This window comes from Clostridium estertheticum (genome assembly GCF_018861295.1).
In the GTDB taxonomy this organism is placed as follows: domain Bacteria; phylum Bacillota; class Clostridia; order Clostridiales; family Clostridiaceae; genus Clostridium_AD; species Clostridium_AD estertheticum_D.
The window spans coordinates 151,928-169,526 of record NZ_JAHLDM010000003.1 but is presented as its reverse complement, the minus strand read 5'-3'; the positions used below and the strand labels follow the sequence as shown (position 1 = coordinate 169,526).

Annotated in this window: 16 protein-coding genes and 2 riboswitches; of the genes, 10 read left to right on the top strand and 6 right to left on the bottom strand. The window is 31.4% G+C overall.

The features are described 5' to 3' along the window. Positions 1–33: 33 nt before the first annotated feature. The 3 genes from metA to KPL54_RS04865 all read right to left on the bottom strand — a co-directional run bounded on the left by metA (position 34) and on the right by KPL54_RS04865 (position 3,106). Positions 34–951: a homoserine O-acetyltransferase MetA gene (metA, locus tag KPL54_RS04875; protein WP_216105318.1), complete on the bottom strand. Its 918-nt coding sequence runs from the start codon at positions 949–951 to the stop codon at positions 34–36. 68 nt (positions 952–1,019) lie between these two features. Next, positions 1,020–2,306, bottom strand: coding sequence for an O-acetylhomoserine aminocarboxypropyltransferase/cysteine synthase family protein (locus KPL54_RS04870; protein ID WP_216105316.1), 1,287 nt, complete (start codon positions 2,304–2,306; stop codon positions 1,020–1,022). 158 nt (positions 2,307–2,464) lie between these two features. Beyond that, positions 2,465–2,575: riboswitch (SAM riboswitch) on the bottom strand. A 72-nt stretch (positions 2,576–2,647) separates the two neighbouring features. After that, a complete protein-coding gene (locus KPL54_RS04865) occupies positions 2,648–3,106 on the bottom strand; it encodes a YbaK/EbsC family protein (protein WP_216105314.1) in 459 nt (152 codons plus the stop codon). Positions 3,107–3,220: 114 nt separating this feature from the next. Beyond that, positions 3,221–3,324: riboswitch (SAM riboswitch) on the bottom strand. A gap of 221 nt (positions 3,325–3,545) precedes the next feature. On the opposite strand from KPL54_RS04865, the gene KPL54_RS04860 reads away from it, so the two are divergent. Further along, positions 3,546–4,136 (top strand): hypothetical protein, encoded by a 591-nt coding sequence (locus KPL54_RS04860; protein WP_216105312.1) that lies wholly within the window; start codon positions 3,546–3,548, stop codon positions 4,134–4,136. A gap of 220 nt (positions 4,137–4,356) precedes the next feature. Then, positions 4,357–4,827: a Cys-tRNA(Pro) deacylase gene (gene ybaK, locus KPL54_RS04855; RefSeq protein WP_216105309.1), complete on the top strand. Its 471-nt coding sequence runs from the start codon at positions 4,357–4,359 to the stop codon at positions 4,825–4,827. Positions 4,828–4,884: 57 nt separating this feature from the next. On the opposite strand, the gene yjeM is transcribed toward ybaK, so the two are convergent. Continuing rightward, complete coding sequence (gene yjeM, locus KPL54_RS04850) at positions 4,885–6,393, bottom strand: glutamate/gamma-aminobutyrate family transporter YjeM (RefSeq protein WP_216105307.1); 1,509 nt, start codon at positions 6,391–6,393, stop codon at positions 4,885–4,887. A 316-nt stretch (positions 6,394–6,709) separates the two neighbouring features. Between yjeM and KPL54_RS04845 the strand changes: the two genes are divergently transcribed. Further along, positions 6,710–8,062, top strand: a complete 1,353-nt coding sequence (locus KPL54_RS04845) for a pyridoxal-phosphate dependent enzyme (protein WP_216105305.1) — start codon at positions 6,710–6,712, stop codon at positions 8,060–8,062. A gap of 204 nt (positions 8,063–8,266) precedes the next feature. On the opposite strand, the gene KPL54_RS04840 is transcribed toward KPL54_RS04845, so the two are convergent. Both KPL54_RS04840 and KPL54_RS04835 read right to left on the bottom strand, forming a co-directional pair. After that, positions 8,267–8,821 (bottom strand): sugar O-acetyltransferase, encoded by a 555-nt coding sequence (locus tag KPL54_RS04840; protein ID WP_216105303.1) that lies wholly within the window; start codon positions 8,819–8,821, stop codon positions 8,267–8,269. Between the two features lie 24 nt (positions 8,822–8,845). Continuing rightward, positions 8,846–9,355 carry a DUF2179 domain-containing protein gene (locus KPL54_RS04835; protein ID WP_216105301.1) on the bottom strand — a complete coding sequence of 170 codons (510 nt, stop codon included), beginning with the start codon at positions 9,353–9,355 and terminating at the stop codon, positions 8,846–8,848. A 267-nt stretch (positions 9,356–9,622) separates the two neighbouring features. Between KPL54_RS04835 and KPL54_RS04830 the strand changes: the two genes are divergently transcribed. From KPL54_RS04830 to KPL54_RS04800, 7 genes are all read left to right on the top strand, one after another. Continuing rightward, positions 9,623–10,063, top strand: a complete 441-nt coding sequence (locus KPL54_RS04830; RefSeq protein WP_253203351.1) for a MarR family winged helix-turn-helix transcriptional regulator — start codon at positions 9,623–9,625, stop codon at positions 10,061–10,063. 13 nt (positions 10,064–10,076) lie between these two features. Continuing rightward, complete coding sequence (locus KPL54_RS04825) at positions 10,077–11,516, top strand: MFS transporter (protein WP_216105299.1); 1,440 nt, start codon at positions 10,077–10,079, stop codon at positions 11,514–11,516. A gap of 47 nt (positions 11,517–11,563) precedes the next feature. Continuing rightward, positions 11,564–11,710: a hypothetical protein gene (locus KPL54_RS04820; protein WP_216105297.1), complete on the top strand. Its 147-nt coding sequence runs from the start codon at positions 11,564–11,566 to the stop codon at positions 11,708–11,710. A gap of 233 nt (positions 11,711–11,943) precedes the next feature. Next, positions 11,944–13,836: a ribosomal protection-like ABC-F family protein gene (abc-f, locus tag KPL54_RS04815; protein ID WP_216105295.1), complete on the top strand. Its 1,893-nt coding sequence runs from the start codon at positions 11,944–11,946 to the stop codon at positions 13,834–13,836. 209 nt (positions 13,837–14,045) lie between these two features. Continuing rightward, positions 14,046–15,275 (top strand): aminopeptidase, encoded by a 1,230-nt coding sequence (locus KPL54_RS04810; protein WP_216105293.1) that lies wholly within the window; start codon positions 14,046–14,048, stop codon positions 15,273–15,275. A 334-nt stretch (positions 15,276–15,609) separates the two neighbouring features. Next, positions 15,610–15,777 carry a zinc-ribbon domain-containing protein gene (locus KPL54_RS04805; RefSeq protein ID WP_071611770.1) on the top strand — a complete coding sequence of 56 codons (168 nt, stop codon included), beginning with the start codon at positions 15,610–15,612 and terminating at the stop codon, positions 15,775–15,777. 338 nt (positions 15,778–16,115) lie between these two features. Next, entirely contained in the window at positions 16,116–17,597 is a 1,482-nt protein-coding gene (locus KPL54_RS04800; RefSeq protein WP_216105666.1) for a spore germination protein, read from the top strand. Positions 17,598–17,599: the final 2 nt, after the last annotated feature.

The following is a 17,599-nucleotide window of genomic DNA, read 5'->3' as shown; positions in this document are numbered from 1 at the left end:
AGCGGCGCCATAAATTATGGGCCGCTTTTGTTATTATTCTAAATACACCAGATTATATGGAGTTTCTTGGTAAACATAATAATTTAACCAATTTGAAAAGAGCAAACTTGAATGACCTCTCCATTTTACAATAGGTGTTTTAGTTGGATCATCTTGTGGATAATAATTTTTTGGTACATCTATATTTAAACCATTTGCGATATCTCTATCATATTCTGTTTTGAGCGTTAATGGATCATATTCTGAATGTCCTGTTATAAAAATCTGACGTCCTTTTTTCGCTGATACAATGTAAATTCCTGATTCTTCTGATTCTGATATAATTCTAAGTGCATCTACTTTATCAATATCAACTTTCTTTATTTCAGAATGCCTTGAATGTGGAACATAAAACTCATCGTCAAATCCAGTCAAAAGCCTGACATTCTTCTGCGTTGCCGTATGTTTAAATACTCCAAACAGTTTTTTATCGAGTTTATGTTTTTGAACTCCATAATGATAATAAAGCCCAGCTTGCGCACCCCAACAAATATGCAGGGTGGAGAATACATTGCGCACACTCCAGTCCATGATTTTTTTTAGCTCATCCCAGTAATCTACTTCTTCAAAAGGAACATTTTCAATAGGTGCTCCTGTTATTATCATTCCATCAAATTTAGAATCTTTTATTTCATCAAAAGTATTGTAAAATTTAATTAAATGTTCAGGTGATATATTTTTGCTGTCATGACTTTCTGGGTGAAGAAGTACTATATCAATCTGAAGTGGTGAGTTACCAAGAAGTCTTAGAAGTTGCGTTTCTGTATCAATTTTTGTAGGCATTAGGTTTAAAATTATAATTTTTAATGGCCTAATATCCTGATGAAATGCGCAGTCTTCTGTAATAGTAAAAATATTTTCTTTATTTAGAGTCTTATATGCTGGAAGATTGTCTGGTATTTTTATTGGCATCTAAATCCTCCTTATGGTAATGCATCTTGCGTATTATAATATGTCAGATACATAAGTTATTTTTGTTACTATTTAACTGCTTTTTCTAGGGCTTGATTTAAATCGTATATAATGTCATCGATACCTTCTACACCAATTGAAAGTCTTATTAAATCTGTAGTAACTCCAGCAGCCTTTTGTTCTTCCTCATTGAGCTCTGCGTGAGTTGTGCTTGAAGGATGAATTACAAGTGATTTTGCATCAGCAACATTTGCAAGTAGTGAGAATAACTGGACACTGTTAATAAATTTCTTTCCTGCCTCAAGTCCGCCTTTTATTCCAAAAGTAAATATTGAACCTGCGCCTTTTGGTAGATATTTTTTAGATAAATCTCTGTATTTACTTTCTTCGAGTTCTGGGTAATTTATCCATGAAACACTTGGATGCTTACTTAAGAATTCAACTACTTTCCTAGCGTTTGAAACGTGCCTCTCAACTCTTAAAGACAATGATTCAAGTCCCTGAAGAAATAAAAATGCACTTTGAGGACTAAGGGTAGCTCCAGTATTTCGTAGAAGCTGAACTCTAGCTTTTAAAGCAAATGCTGGTGCACCGAGGTCTGCATATACGAGTCCATTGTAGCTTTTATCAGGCGTTGTAAAATCAGGAAACTTACCGCTTGCCCTCCAATCAAACTTACCACCATCAACTATAATTCCACCAATAGTAGTTCCATGTCCACCAATAAACTTTGTTGCGGAGTGGATAACTACATCAGCACCAAATTCAATTGGACGGCATAGGAAAGGAGTTGCAAATGTACTGTCAATAATAAGTGGTATTTTATTTTCGTGTGCAATTTTTGCTACTGCTTCTATATCTAAAATATTTATTTTTGGATTCCCTATTGTTTCACCGTAAAGTGCTTTTGTCTTGTTTGTTATTGCTTTTCTAAAGTTTTCAGGATCATCTGGGTCAACAAATATTACGTTAATTCCAAGTTTCCTAAGTGTAACATTAAATAATTCATAAGTACCACCATAGAGTGTACTTGCAGTTACGATTTCATCGCCACAGCTAGCTACATTAAGTATTGCATAGAATATTGCAGCTAGTCCAGAAGCGGTAGCAAGTCCAGCAACACCACCTTCAAGAGCAGCCACTCTCTTCTCAAAAACATCAGTAGTGGGGTTCATTATCCTTGCATATACATTACCTGGCTCTTTTAATTGAAACAAATTTGCTGCATGATCTGCATTTTTAAAGACAAAAGATGATGTTTGATAAATTGGAACTGCTCTTGAACCAGTAGTAGGGTCTGGAACTTGTCCTGCATGTACCTGTAATGTTTCGAAACTTAATTTTCTCTCACTCATATTAATTCTCCTCTTTAATATTATTTTTTAATTATACTGTAAATATATATTTGTTTTTTATACGTAAAGGTTTATAAAAAAAAAGCAACTCTCCTATAAGGAAAGCAGCATGATTAACTTTAATAAACAATAAAATTGTATAATAAAATTTGCTATCTTCCTTATCTTTCAGATTTTACAATCTGATGGAATTGACACCATTGCATTTCGCTATAAATGCTGGTTGTCGGGTATCATCGGGCCAGTCCCTCTACCTCTCTTGATAAGTTGTTAGTGATTAGTATATGATTCATAAAAGTAAATGTCAATCGTTTTTTTATTTTAATTTCAATTGATGCACTTTATTTGCAAACATCAATAAATTCAGCTTGAGTTAAATCTTGCATATCTGACGGTCTTATTTTAAGGGCTGTAAATGATGAACCAGCTGCTGGGTAAACATACTCATAGTCTTTTAGTGATACATCTATGTATACTCCTATAGGACTTGCGAGTCCGAATGGACAAACTCCACCTACAGGATGACCTGTTATTTGTGCAACTTCATCGTGGTCTAGCATTTTGGCCTTGGTTTTGAAAAAATCTTTATATTTTCTATTATCTATTCGTGCGTCACCTTTAGTAACAATTAAAATATCTCTGTCCTTAAGACGAAAGGATAATGTTTTTGCAATAAACTTTGGTTCAATTCCTAAAGTTTTAGCTGCAAGGTCAACTGTAGCGCCGCATTCTTCAAGTTTAAATACTGGATCTACAAGCCCATGTTCAGTGAAAAATTTTTTTACACTTTCAACGCTCAAGTTATTGCCTTCTCTCAATGATTATTTTAGTAAATTAAAACATAACTATGTTTTGATAAAAAAATACCCTCTTCTATAGAAAGAAGAGGGTTAATTTATATTTCAAATATAGCCATCTTATCTTTCAAGAATAAATTTGCTGAAATTGGCACAGTATTCTAAAAGAACCCGCTGCCGAGGCTTCATTGGGTCAGTCCCTCTACCTCTCTTGATAAGTATTTCCGTATTAAGTTGTTAAAGACATGATAAAGCTTTTATTGAATATTGTCAATAGTCTAAAAATAATTTTACAGACTATTATGTACAGAAATAAAATGAATTGTCGATTATAAACTAGATAAAAGGCAAATGTAATATTATAACAAATAAGTATTCCTCACGGTAACAAAACAATGAAAATAGAATAATATAAAGTATAAATATTATTTTGGAGGTACTTATGTACGATTATCGTTGTAAAAATTGTGAAAATCTTGGACAGTGTATGTCTATGATGAATATGCCCATGATGAATATGCCTATGATGAATATGCCTATGGGTGATATGCCAATGGAGAATATGCCAATGGAGGATATGCCAATGGGGAATATGCCAATGGGAAATATGCCAATGGGTAATATGCCTATGGGAAATATGCCTATGATGAATATGCCTATGATGAATATGCCCATGATGAATATGCCTATGTGTGAGGAAGATGATGAGGAGTTAAAAAGCATGTACCCTAAGGTTTACCATAGGATGCATCCGATGGTAAAGCATCATTGCGATATGATGGTTGCAAGACATGGAAAGATGTATTGTCCTAGCAAGGAGGAAATGGATCATGTCTGTAAAGAAATAGCTGACAAGTACAAAGAACACCATAAGGATGATTATGATGAGGATGATTGCAGAGATGATGGTGATGATGGTGATGATATGATGAGGAGAAGACGTCGCTTCAGCGGTGCTGGACTTCAAGATATAGCTAGGATATTAATTATCGGAACTTTACTTGGAGGCAGAGGCTATAATTACGGATATTAAAAGTTGGATTAAATTTTATTAAGTATTACAAGTTAAGTTATTATTATATTCTAAAAAACTGCTGAAGTATGTTGGCAGTTTTTTTATGTAAAGTATACATACTTAGGAGTATTAAGCATGATATTTATGGTATTAGTGCAGAAGGGACAGAAAGAGGATATAATGAAGAGAACCACGAAATAATTTCTGGTGTAAATAAATTTAAACAAAGGGGATAACAATGATAAAAACAAATGTTATGCGTATTTTAGATAAAATGAATATAGAATATAATGTTATGACCTATGAGGTTAAGGATGATAAAGTAGATGGGATATCTGTGGCAAAGAAGATAGGTAGAGATGAAAAATATCTCTATAAAACCATAGTTACACATGCAAATTCTAAAGAAATTTATGTTATTGTAATTCCTGTTAGACAAGAAATAGATTTTAAAAAAGTAGCTAGAGTAACTAATGAAAAGAACATAGAAATGTTAGATCTTAGAGATCTACAAAAGTGTACAGGATATATTAGAGGTGGGTGTTCTCCCATAGGTATGAAAAAAAAGTATAAAACATTTATTGACAAAGGAGCACTTGAAATAGATAAGATAATTGTAAGTGCTGGGAAAATAGGATTTCAAATAGAGATAAATCCGAATTTATTAAAGGATATCGTAGATGGTGAATTTGCTGATTTAATAAAGTAAACCTAAAAACACAAAAAAAGATGGTTTCTAATTAATGTAGAAACCATCTTTTGTGTTTTATAGGTTTTTTAGATATTTTCTTTCATAGTTCCAATATATTATAAATGCAACTACAGCAAAAAATATCGGGCCACCCACACTCCAAAGGGTTGTTGGTAAGTCGCCTTCGAGTGCTGGTTGTATTATTGAAAAGAAATTTGCAAATCCAACAGTGAACATAACTACTATTGTCCATATTAAAGCACTTGTATTAGTTTTAAATATTTCAAAAGGTTTAACAATAGCCTTGTTTTTCTTAAAGGGTGCAAAAGAAAACGCTATAAACATGTATGGAAGAGTCATAGCTACATTAGTCATTGAAACTAATATTTCAATGAACTTTTTCATAGAATCTCCACCAACAACAGAAACAAGGAAAATCATAACACAAACTATTATAGCTTGAATCCACATTGCATTTTGAGGCATTCCGTTTTTCATTTCTGCCATTTTACCAGGCCATAATTTAGGTGGCGTACCTTCAATTAATTGTTTTAATGGTGAGAACATTAGTGTAAAGAAAGCACCAGATAAAGCTAAGAACATTGAAAGTCCAACGAATCTAGCTACACCATGTCCAATTGCTATTGAAGTAGCTTGGGTTGCACCGTATGCATTACCAAGAGAATATCCTAGGTTGTTCATTACTACATAACCAGCATTAGCTAAGTTAACATTATCGCCAGTCATAACAGTAGACCAGTTAGTAAATATACCAACAAGGAATATTCCAAGTGAGTAGCCAATTGAGATAATAATTGCTGAAATAACAACACCTTTAGGAAAGTTTTTTTCAGCATTTTCTGTTTCATCAACTAGTCCTCCAACAACTTCAATACCACCATAAGCAAATATAGCAAATACTACGAATGCAAATGATTGAAGTATATTCCCAACAAATTTAGGATTTGGTGAATCTATGAATGAACTAATTCCAGTTATTGGCTGAGCTAAATGACCATGATTTCCTACAAGGACTAGCATAGCTCCAATAAATAAAACTATATTTAATAATGCTACTGCAGTACCTCCAAGTGAAGTTACTTTTTTTATTTTATCTAATCCCTTAGTTGATATAATTGTAACAAATATTATCCAACATATTCCGAGTATTCCTAGAAATCTTGGGCCCGTTAATCCAAATAAACCCCAAGCTTTTGTTGTATCTGTACCAAATATAGCATTTGATATTGGAACCCAAACTGTTGACGCAACATTAACCATCCAGATTACATAAGATGCATACCACATAAATGTTCCCATAAAAGCAAATTTAGCTCCTACGGACTTTGCCATCCATGAATAAATTCCACCCTTTTCATCCTTAAAAGCTGCACCGAACTCAGCCATCATGAAAGCAAAAGGTATAAAAAATGTTATTCCTGATAAGATGTACCAAGGAATAGCAGCATAACCCATTTTATAAAATGATCTTGGAATGTTATTAAATCCGTAAACCGAAGTAAAAATCATTAATACCAATGGTACCAATGTTAAATGCTTAATATTTTTTGATTTTTCTGACATGTTTTTTCCCCCTAACGATGTTGCAATTAAATTTAATCTACTAATATTATTATATATAAAACGACAAAAAAATCAATCTTTTTGTAAGTTTCGAATGAGTTATCATTATACATTAATGGAAATTTTAACTGTATTTTAAAAATTGTTAATATAATATTAGCGAAGATGATGATTTACCTTGTATTTGCTGATTTAAGCTTAAAATGGTATAATATAAATAATTATAGCTTAATAAAATGGGCACGCTAACTATAAAGGTTTGAAAAGTTGGAGTGTTTTTTGAATTTAATCACAATTAAGTGTTGAAGGAGAGATTATGCGAAAAAGTGGAAGAACACCGTTAATGAGAGCAAAAAAATTAGAGAAGGCATTAGGTATTTCAGAAATATATTTAAAACTTGAAGGAGCTAATCCATCAGGTCATAAATATGATCGTATATCAGAAGTTCTAGTTAAGGATGCTATTGCTAATGGATTTAAAAAAATATTAGTTGATGGGTCTGAATGTTATATACAATCAGTCCAGTTATTTGCGAAGTTAAATGAACTTGAGATTAAGGTTCCTTTATTCAAGCAAGAGAAATGGAAGATTTCTAGAATAGATAAATCTATTTTATTTGATATGCGTGATAAAAAAGATACTATTACACGTTCTAATCTAAGAGAGATAGCAGAAAAAAACAACATGTATTTGATGTGCGAATGGAATCTAAATAATATTATTAGCCATCTTGTGCTAGAGGATATGACAAGAGAGTGCTTAGAACGTATGGATTTTAAGGCTGATACAATTACAATACAATTAGGTCTTGGATATACACTTTCAAGTGTATATAGTGGATTAATTAAGAGTTGGGTACATGAAGAATTAGGTAAGTTACCTGAATTAATATGTGGTTCAAATCCGTCGTGGAAAGATTCAATGGACGAGTATGTTAGGAAGATGCAAATCGGTGGGATTAAAAGCAAGGAAAAAGATACTGTAAAATCTAATTTATACATGGAAGATGATTATACAGGTATAGTTGCAACAGTTGAGAAAATAATTATGGATACACGTGCGGAAATGATTGAGATTGAAGAAAATGATTTAAAAAATGCAGCTAACATGTTAAGAGACCTTGAAGGTGTTATGGTGTCAAGGAAGGAATCATATGCAATGGCAGCATTTATTAAAAAGGCAAATCAAGGGAAACTAAGTAATGGAAAACATTTAATTATTTTAAATGATGCAAGAAGTGAAATTGAAGTGTGTGAGATTAAAAGCTTTAATGATAAAAACAAAGAAGAGCTGCTTGAGATGACGCGTGATTGGTTATCTACTTATAATGATTCAGTGGGAGAGACCGTGGATGCTATAGAAAAAGCTATGAAGGAAGGCTTTTTATTAATAGCGAAACGAAATGGTGAAGAACAGGGTATCTGTATTGTAGTAAATATGGGGTTTGAACGATTTATTCCAACTTACCACCTTGCGTATATTGGTGTTAAGCCAGGTAATAAAGGGCGAGGTGTGGCGTCGGAACTAATAGGACGTGCAATTGAGCTAACAGATGGTAATCTGTCCCTTCATGTAGATCTTGATAATAAAAGGGCTAAAAATCTTTATCGTAAAATGGGCTTTAACCATGTATACGACAGGATGATATATAATCATCCAAATGAGTAAGTTAAATCATCTCCTGCGGAGCTGAAATATTAACAACTTTGGAAGCAGATTTAGACTGCCACCAAAGCAATTTTCATAGGCTAGACAATTGCCACTTATAGAAGATGGCAGACTTGAAGCTTCCAAAATGTTGTTAAAATTAAAAAAGGAGGTCAAACTACTGAAATTTATTTCAGTAGTTTGACCTCCTTCTTTTTTAGAAAACTAATCAATTTTTTTTAGTATTTTACAAGGGTTTCCTACAGCGACAACATTAGCTGGGATATCCTTTGTAACAATGCTACCAGAACCTATTACACTATTATCACCAATAGTTATACCTGGATTTATTATACATCCACCGCCAATCCATACATTGTTTCCTATAGTTACAGCTTTTGTATAATCGGCATTTTTAGGCCTCAACTTAGGATCAAGAAGGTGAGTTGCAGTAAATATACTTACATTAGGAGCAATTAATACATTGTCTCCTATTGTTACAAGTCCGTCATCTAAAACTAAAAAATTAAAATTGGCATAGAAGGTTTCTCCAATGTGAATATTAGTTCCGTAATCACAATTAAAAGGAGGTTCTATTTCAAAATTATCACCTATTTTCCCAAATAGTTTTTTTAGAATATTTATTCTATCAGTAACATCTTCTGGTTCAGTATTATTATATAATTTTGTAAGATGCCTTGCTTTATTTCTTAAAAGGACTAAATCTTTATCATATGCGTTATAGATTTCACCATTTAGCATCTTTTGTTTTTCACACATTTTATACACCCCTTAGTTAGATAGTTATTTTCTAATACCATATCCACCATATATGGTTTTAGTATCCATTAGAGAAATTACAGCATTTATATGGGAATCTGATATTAATTTTATTAATTCACATTTTCTTTTCCTTTTAACATGTAATATAAGCATCTTTTTTTCTTCTGTTAACCCTTCGGCATTAACAATAGTAACACCTACATTTTCTTTTCTAAGTAGCTCAGCTAATATATACCCATCTTTAACAGATACTATTGCATTTATAGTAATTAAGCCTAATGCTAGTTTTTCTTCTAAAATACAACCTATGTAATTTCCACAAGCAAAGCCTGAGGCATAAGTGATCATTTTAAGTGGTGCTTCATTTATTCCAACAAGCATTGTACCAATTATATATAACCATATAATTACTTCGAAAAAACCAATAATAGAACCATAGAATTTTTCACCACGAGTTATGAGAACTATTCTAATCGTAGTTAATGAAACCTCAACTATCTTAGCAAAAAAAATAATAATAAAACCTAACATATGTAATCCCTCCAACATAATATATCTTTTGTACATTTTTTATTACATAATACAATATGCCCTATTTAGAAGAGGTTTGCAAGAACTATTATCAAAAGTTTATATATTTAAGTTAATTAAATATAAATATACTTAAACATTTTAAGTATAACATTATAATGCAAGAGTAGCTAAGTGGTTGACAAGTCAACAGAATTCCAATATAATAAGGTTGACTTGTCAACTAAAATAAAAAATAATAATATACTTATACAAGGGGTGTAATATTTGAAAGAAGACATAATGCATTTGCTAAAACTTAATAATCAAATTTTAAGAAGTACACAAGTTCATTTGGATAAGATGCTAAAAGAATATGATTTAAGCAGTGGTTCATATCCTTATTTACTTATGTTAAGGGGAAATGAAGGTATTAGCCAAAATAAAATAAGCGAAGAAATAGGTTGTGATAAGGCAATGTCAGCTAGAACCATAACAAAACTAATTGATCTTGGATACATAGTTAGAAATAAAGATGAAGATGATTCTAGAGCCTATAAGTTATATTTAACGCAGAAAGCTAAGGTTATAATTCCAAAAGTACTTTGTAAAATACATAAGTTGGTAGAATTAATAACAAAAGATTTAAATGAGGAGGAGAAGAGAACTACCATAAACTCATTGAGTAAGGTTCTAAATAGTGTAAAAAAAATGAAAATACAAGGATAAGAGGAGAATATAAATGGATTCAGCGAATGATAGTAATTATAAAAACAGATGGGCAATTTTATTTATAGTTGTAATGGTAACTTTTATGTGCACTTTAGATAGTAGTATTGTAAACGTAGCTTTACCTGTAATGGCTAAAGCTCTTCATGTAACATCAGCAGGTATTCAATTGGTAGTAACAAGTTACTTAATTGTTATCTCAGCAGCTATATTAGTTTTTGGTAGATTAGGTGATATGCTTGGTAAAACAAAGGTATTTAAGTTTGGAATAGCTTTATTTACTATGGGGTCTTTATTTTGTGGAATAACAAGTTCTCTTACGGTTTTGGTTTTAGCAAGAGTTGTTCAGGCGATAGGGGCTGCAGCTACAATGGCAAACAGTCAAGGAATTATAACAGGAGTATTTCCTGCAAATGAGAGAGGCAGGGCACTTGGAATTACAGGAACCTTTGTGGCACTGGGGGCAATGGTTGGACCTGGACTCGGAGGATTTATAGTCGATGCTACTAGTTGGGAATATATATTTTTAATTAACATACCAATAGGCATAATAACTTTGTTTTATGGATTAAAAATACTTCCTAAAGCAAACAAAACAGAAAAAGGTAAATTGGATGGATATGGAGCATTACTATTTGCATTTACTATAATTCCTCTATTTATAGCTCTGGGTAAGGGTCAAGAAATTGGGTTTACACATCCTATAATTTTAGTAGGTTTTTTAATATCAATTGTTTCATTCATACTATTTATATTTGTGGAAAAGAAACGTAAAAACCCTTTACTGGAGCTAAAAATATTTGAGAATAAATTATTTTCACTTTCTATATTTTGTGGATTTATATCTTTTATGGCAATGTTTTGTTCAGTTATTATTCAACCATTTTATCTTCAGGATGTACTTAATTACTCACCTGCATTTACCGGATTAGTACTTATGGTATCCCCTTTAGTTTTGTCTGTTGTTGCACCAATAAGTGGGCATTTATCAGATAAAATAGGATCCGAGATTCTAACTTTTATAGGACTTTTGGTAAATAGTGTGGGTCTACTTTTAATGTCAACTTTAAATGAGCAAACTAGTCTAATGAGTATGGTGTTTTATATAGTCGTTATGACCATTGGTAATGGTCTATTTCAATCGCCTAATAATTCTTTAATAATGTCCACAGTACCAAAGGATAAGTTAGGTATTGCAGGAAGCATTAATGGACTTGTAAGAAATCTTGGAATGGTATGTGGAATAGCTTTATCAACTGCACTTTTATATAATAGAATGAGTTTTAAAATTGGACATCGTGTAACTAATTATGTAGTAGGACGAAATGATGCATTTATATATGGCATGAAAATTGTATATATAACTGCAGCAATTATTTGTTTCATTGGGGCTGTGTTAACTTTTTCAAGGTTACGTAGCAGTAAAAAAAATTCCAGTATTGATATACAATAGGAATTATGGTAAAATTAACATAATAATTTTAAAAAAGGAGTAAAACAATGGCTAAATTCTTTTCAGAGAATACAATTTTAGATAGATTACCAATGTCATTATCTGGAATAAGCTTTGCTGATTTCAATTTTACGGGAGAAATCTACCCAAAATTGAATATATTGCTAAAAAGAAGAAAGTTATCTTTACCTTAAATACATTATAATTATGTTATTTGAAACCTAGGTAATGACTCTCTTGCCTAGGTTTTTTGATTCGAATATGAATAGGTTAGAATAACTAATCTATATTAAAATCAAACATAAAAACTTCGGCAAGTGTTTCTTGCTGGGGTTTTATTTATTTTTTAAGTTTATTCCTAAAAACATAAATACGAGATTAAATTAACTTGAAATAAAAAGAAATGTAAAATACGGAGGAATTAATAATGATAGAAATAGAATTAAAGGAAGTAGAAAAATATTTTGGAGGTAATAGAATCCTTAGTAATATTAGCTTTGAAGTTCATAACAATGAAAGAGTTGGACTAATTGGGAAAAATGGATCGGGTAAAACTACAATTTTTAAAATTATTGCTGGTATGGAAAATAAAGATAATGGTAGCATATCTATAAGAAAAAATTCGACAATAGGATATTTAGAGCAAATACCAGATTATCCAAAACATTTTAAAGTGATAGATGTTCTAAAAACTGCTTTTCAAATTCAATATGAAATAAATAAAGAATTAAAAATAATAGAAGAGAAAATGGGTAGCCTAAATGGAAATGAATTAGAACGTGCTTTAAGAAAATATGGTGAACTTAATGAACTTTATCAAGCAAAAGGTGGGTATGAAATAGAAGAAAAAATGAGTAAGGTTTGCATTGGATTAAAGTTTGAAGAAGAGACTCTAGATAGGAAATTTATGACTTTAAGTGGTGGAGAGAAAACCATTGTTATGTTAGGTAAAATACTACTTGAGAATCCTGAGATACTACTTCTCGATGAGCCTTCAAATCATTTAGATGTAACATCAATAGAGTGGCTTGAAAATTATCTTAAATCATATAAAGGAACAGTAGTAATCATTTCACATGATAGATATTTCTTGGATAGAGTTGTAACAAAAATAGTTGAAATTGAGGAGGGTGAAACCTCTTTGTATAATGGTAATTATTCATATTATGTTATAGAAAAGCAAAGAAGGATATTTGAAGAGTTTGAAGCATATAAAGATCAACAAAAGAAAATAAAGGCAATGGAAAAAGCCATAAAAAGATTAAGAGAATGGGCGACTCAAGGTGATAACGAAAAATTCTTTAAAAGAGCTGAAAGTATGCAAAAAAGGTTAGATAAGGTAGAAAGGGTTGATAAGCCCTTAATAAATGGAGCTAAAATAAAACTTGATTTTGCGAAAACTGATAGATCTGGCACGGATGTTGTGAGACTTAAAGGTATGTGTAAAAAGTTTGAGGATAAAAAGGTATTAGAAGATTTATATTTATATGTTAGAAATAGTGAATCTACAGCTTTGCTAGGAAGTAATGGTAGTGGCAAATCAACCATTATTAAAATCATTTTAGGTCAAGTTATACCAGATAAGGGTGAGGTAAAGTTAGGTTCTAATATTAAAATAGGATATTTACCACAGAATATAACATTTCACAATGAGGAGTTAACTGTACTTGATGTTTTTAGAGATGGAATCACTGTTTCTGAGGGTGAAGCTCGAGGAATCCTTGCGAAGTTTTTATTTTATGGGGAGAGAGTTTTTAAAAAGGTTAAAAATCTTTCAGGTGGAGAAAAAAGTAGACTTAAACTTTGTATTCTAATTCAAAATGATATAAATTTATTGATACTTGATGAGCCAACAAACCATCTTGACATTGATTCAAGGGAAATGCTAGAAGAATCATTATTAATATTTGTAGGAACTATATTATTTATATCTCATGATAGATTTTTTATAAATAAGCTTGCAAAAAGAATATTAGAAATAGAAGATAAAAAAATTATTAGTTATGATGGTGACTATGAATATTATAGAGAAAAGAAAAGTGAATTTAAACGAAATGGAGTAGAAAATCCCAAAGAAGATAAAACAAATAAGCAGCGAGGTAGCGAAAATCATAATAAGATAGTAAGCAATAACAAATTAAAGGAGATAGAAACTTTAGAAGAAACAATTCAGAAATTAGAAAAAAAAATTAGGGATATAGATGTTGAAATGAATAATAGTGGTAGAGATTATGAGAAATTGGTGGAGCTCGGAAAGGAAAAGGAAAAAATTCAAAGGGAGCTAGATGTAAATATTGAAAAATGGATGGAAATGGAATAAAAAATCAAAATAATAGGTTAGTATTTTTAACAGCCCGGTTTATGGTATAATTTTCTTAAGGGTTATAGATAATATATTAGAATAGTGCTACGTAGTCTATGAATAAACTTGGCCATGACAAGGGGCTTATACCTTGTACATAAAATATATAAAGGAAGTGAGTATTTAGTGGATTTGGGTATTGTGTACTAATCCGCTAAAGGTATATTATGGATAATAAATTATTAGAGAAATATGCTCTTTTATTGGTAAAGACAGGAATTAATATTCAAAAAGATCAAACGCTTGTAATTAATTCACCTATTGAGTGTGCTGCATTTACTAGAATTGTCTCGAGAATAGCATACTTAGAAGGTGCTAGGGAAGTTGTAGTAACATGGAGGGATGAATTATCTACAAAAATTAAATTCACGTTTGCTCCGGAAGAGATATTTTCAGAATACCCAGATTGGCAAAGAGATTTTTATGTTTCAAGTGCGCGAAAGGGAGCTGCTTTTTTAAGTATTTCAGCCTCTGACCCAGAACTTATGAAGGATGTTAATCCTGAAAGATTGTCAAAATCAAATAAAGCTGCGAGTACTGCAATAAAAGAATACAGAGATAGAATGATGAGTAACAAAAATGTTTGGTGTGTTGCCTCTATTCCAACACAAGCTTGGGCAAATAAAGTTTTCCCGGAAATCTCAGAGGATGAGGCAATGGAAAAACTTTGGAATGCTATATTTAAAACAGTGAGAGTGGATACTAAGGATCCTGTTGCTTCATGGGAAACTCATAAATCAAATCTAAAGAAAAGCATGGATTATTTAAATTTGAATAATTTTAAATACCTACAATACAAGAATTCATTGGGTACGGATCTAAAAATTGAACTTCCAGAAAATCATTTATGGATGGGAGGATCAGATTATACACCAGCTGGAGTAGAGTTCATAGCAAATATGCCTACTGAAGAGGTATTTACGTTACCTAAAAAAACAGGAGTTAATGGTACTGTAGTAAGCTCTAAACCTTTAAATTATAATGGAAATTTAATTGAAAATTTCTCGCTTACTTTTGAGAAGGGAAAAGTAGTAGATTTCAAAGCAGAAACTGGTTACGATATTTTAAAGAGTATTATTGAAACTGATGAAGGATCATGTTATCTTGGTGAAGTAGCATTAGTGCCATATGATTCTCCAATATCAAACTCTAATATATTATTTTATAACACACTTTTTGATGAAAATGCCTCATGTCATTTGGCTCTAGGAAAAGCATATCCAGTATGTATAAAAAATGGTGAGAATTTAAGCAATGAGGAACTTTCCGGATTAGAAGTTAATGATTCATTTGTGCATGAAGATTTTATGGTTGGTACAGAAGACTTACAAATAATTGGTATCACAGCAGATGGAAAAGAAGTAGCTGTGTTTGAAAAAGGAAACTTTGCATTTTAACGACATTTCAGAAGGAATGTTTTCATCGATACTATTGGGTTTATATGAACCTTCTTCTGAAGTCGTTAATGTTGCAGCTTCGAAGAAGATGATTTAACAGCTTCGAAGAAGATGATTTAATAGTATGTCATAAAACGTATAAAAAAAGTTTGTTGAATGGTTAAAATTATATTGTACATGCTTTTTAAATATGTTAATATAAGTATGTAATAGTAATTTAAAGTTACTATTTAAGAGAATCTAATCTGATAAACAACATATCCCCTTTTATTTAGGAAATTATTGTTAATCAAATTTAGATCTTAATTTTCAAATAAAAGGAGGAATATTTAAAATGGAAGACAAAAACTTAATTTGTAAAGACTGTGGAAAAGAATTCGTATTCACTGAGGGCGAACAAGCTTTCTACAAAGAAAAAGGATTCGAAAATGAACCACAAAGATGTGTTGATTGCAGAAGAGCAAGAAAACAACAAAATAATAACTCATCTTTCGGAAGATAGTTAAGTAAGTATACCCTATAAAACTTTTGTTTTATAGGGCTTTTTTTATATAAAGATACCTGTCTAATGATTAAAATTTATACTAAATAAGGGCACTAGATCTTTACTGTATAACAGTAAGGGGCTAGTGCTCTTATATTTTAAGTTGTGAAGCTTATTTACTACATAACTGATATATCTATTATCGGAATAGCCGTACATTTAAAATTAGAATAGAAAAAATAAAGCGGATATTTTAGATTAAATAAGAGAAACTATGTAATATAAAAATCATAATTGAGGTATCAATTTATAATTCACAATCTGTCTATTTATGAGAAAAGGTCATGGTGATTACAATGAAAAATGGAGATTTAAATGTAAATATAGATTTAATTAGGAATGGGTTAGGCAAGCAAAGTCCTATAGTGGTAAAGCATTTTTATATTGGAACTGATCAGCCTTTAGAAGCTGCGATTATTTATGTAAATGGAATTGCGAACAAGGATATTATTGATAGAGATATATTAAACCCTCTGATGATTCATATAGGAGAAAATTTAAATGGGAGAGCCAATATAGGGGATTATCTTTGTAAAAGATATATTTCTATGAGCAATACATTGGTAGAATCAGATTTAAATGGAGTAGTTGATCATCTCAAAAGAGGAAAAACTGCAGTCTTAATAAATGGCGCTTTGGAAGTGATAATAGCTGACACTACAGGCGGAGTACAACGTGCTATTATGGAGCCTATGAATGAAACAGCAGCAAAAGGTCCAAGAGATGGTTTCGTAGAGAATTTAGAAGTAAATATCAGCCTTATTCGAAGAAAAGTCAAGGATAAGAATCTCACCATTGAGTTATTTAATGTAGGAAGTCGATTGCAGAGTGATTTGGCAATGGTTTATATAGATGATATAGTGGATAAAAATGTATTGAAAGAATTAAAAAAGAGAATAGAAGCTATTGATTTAGATGCCGTACTTTCAGCGGGAAAGCTTGAGCAATATATTGAAGACTATGCCTATACGGTTTTTCCACAAGCCTATAGTACAGAAAGACCAGATAGAGCTATTGGAAATATGCTAGAAGGGAGAATAGTTCTTATTATAGAAGGAACGCCAATGGTGCTTATATATCCAGCAATATTCATGCAATTTTTTCAGGCTGTTGAGGATTATACTGAAAGAACAATTGTAGCATCGTTTGTAAGACTTCTAAGGATTTTGGCAGCAATTGTTATTATTACCCTACCCTCTATTTACTTAACACTTATAAAGTTTAATGTAGAACTTATACCCATAAAATTTGTCACTCCAATTGTTCAGTCAAGGGTTGGAATAGCCCTAACTCCATTTTTAGAGATTATAGCTATGGAACTAGTTGTTGAGTTTTTACGAGAGGGTGGCTTAAGGCTACCTACTAAAATTGCTCAAACATTAAGTTTAGTAGGAGGTATTATTATAGGTGATACGGCAATTCAATCTAAAATGGTTAGTCCGACTACTTTACTTATAGTTGGAATTACTGTAATTACTACCTTCTTAATTCCTAATTATGATATGTCTCTTTCTATTCGAATGTTACGATTTCCAATGCTGGTACTAGCAAATATTATGGGCATATTTGGAATTGCAGTGGGGTGGTTTTTAATTTTAGTTCATCTTTCATCTTTAGATAGTCTAGGTGTACCATATTTTGAGTTTCATAAAAGTGACATGAAGGATACATTTATTAGAGCACCGCTTTGGAAGATGAACAAGCGGCCAGAGGGAATTCCGAATAGTGACCCAATAAGGCAGATGGATTTTAGAAATAAGTTTAAGAAAAAAAGGTAGTG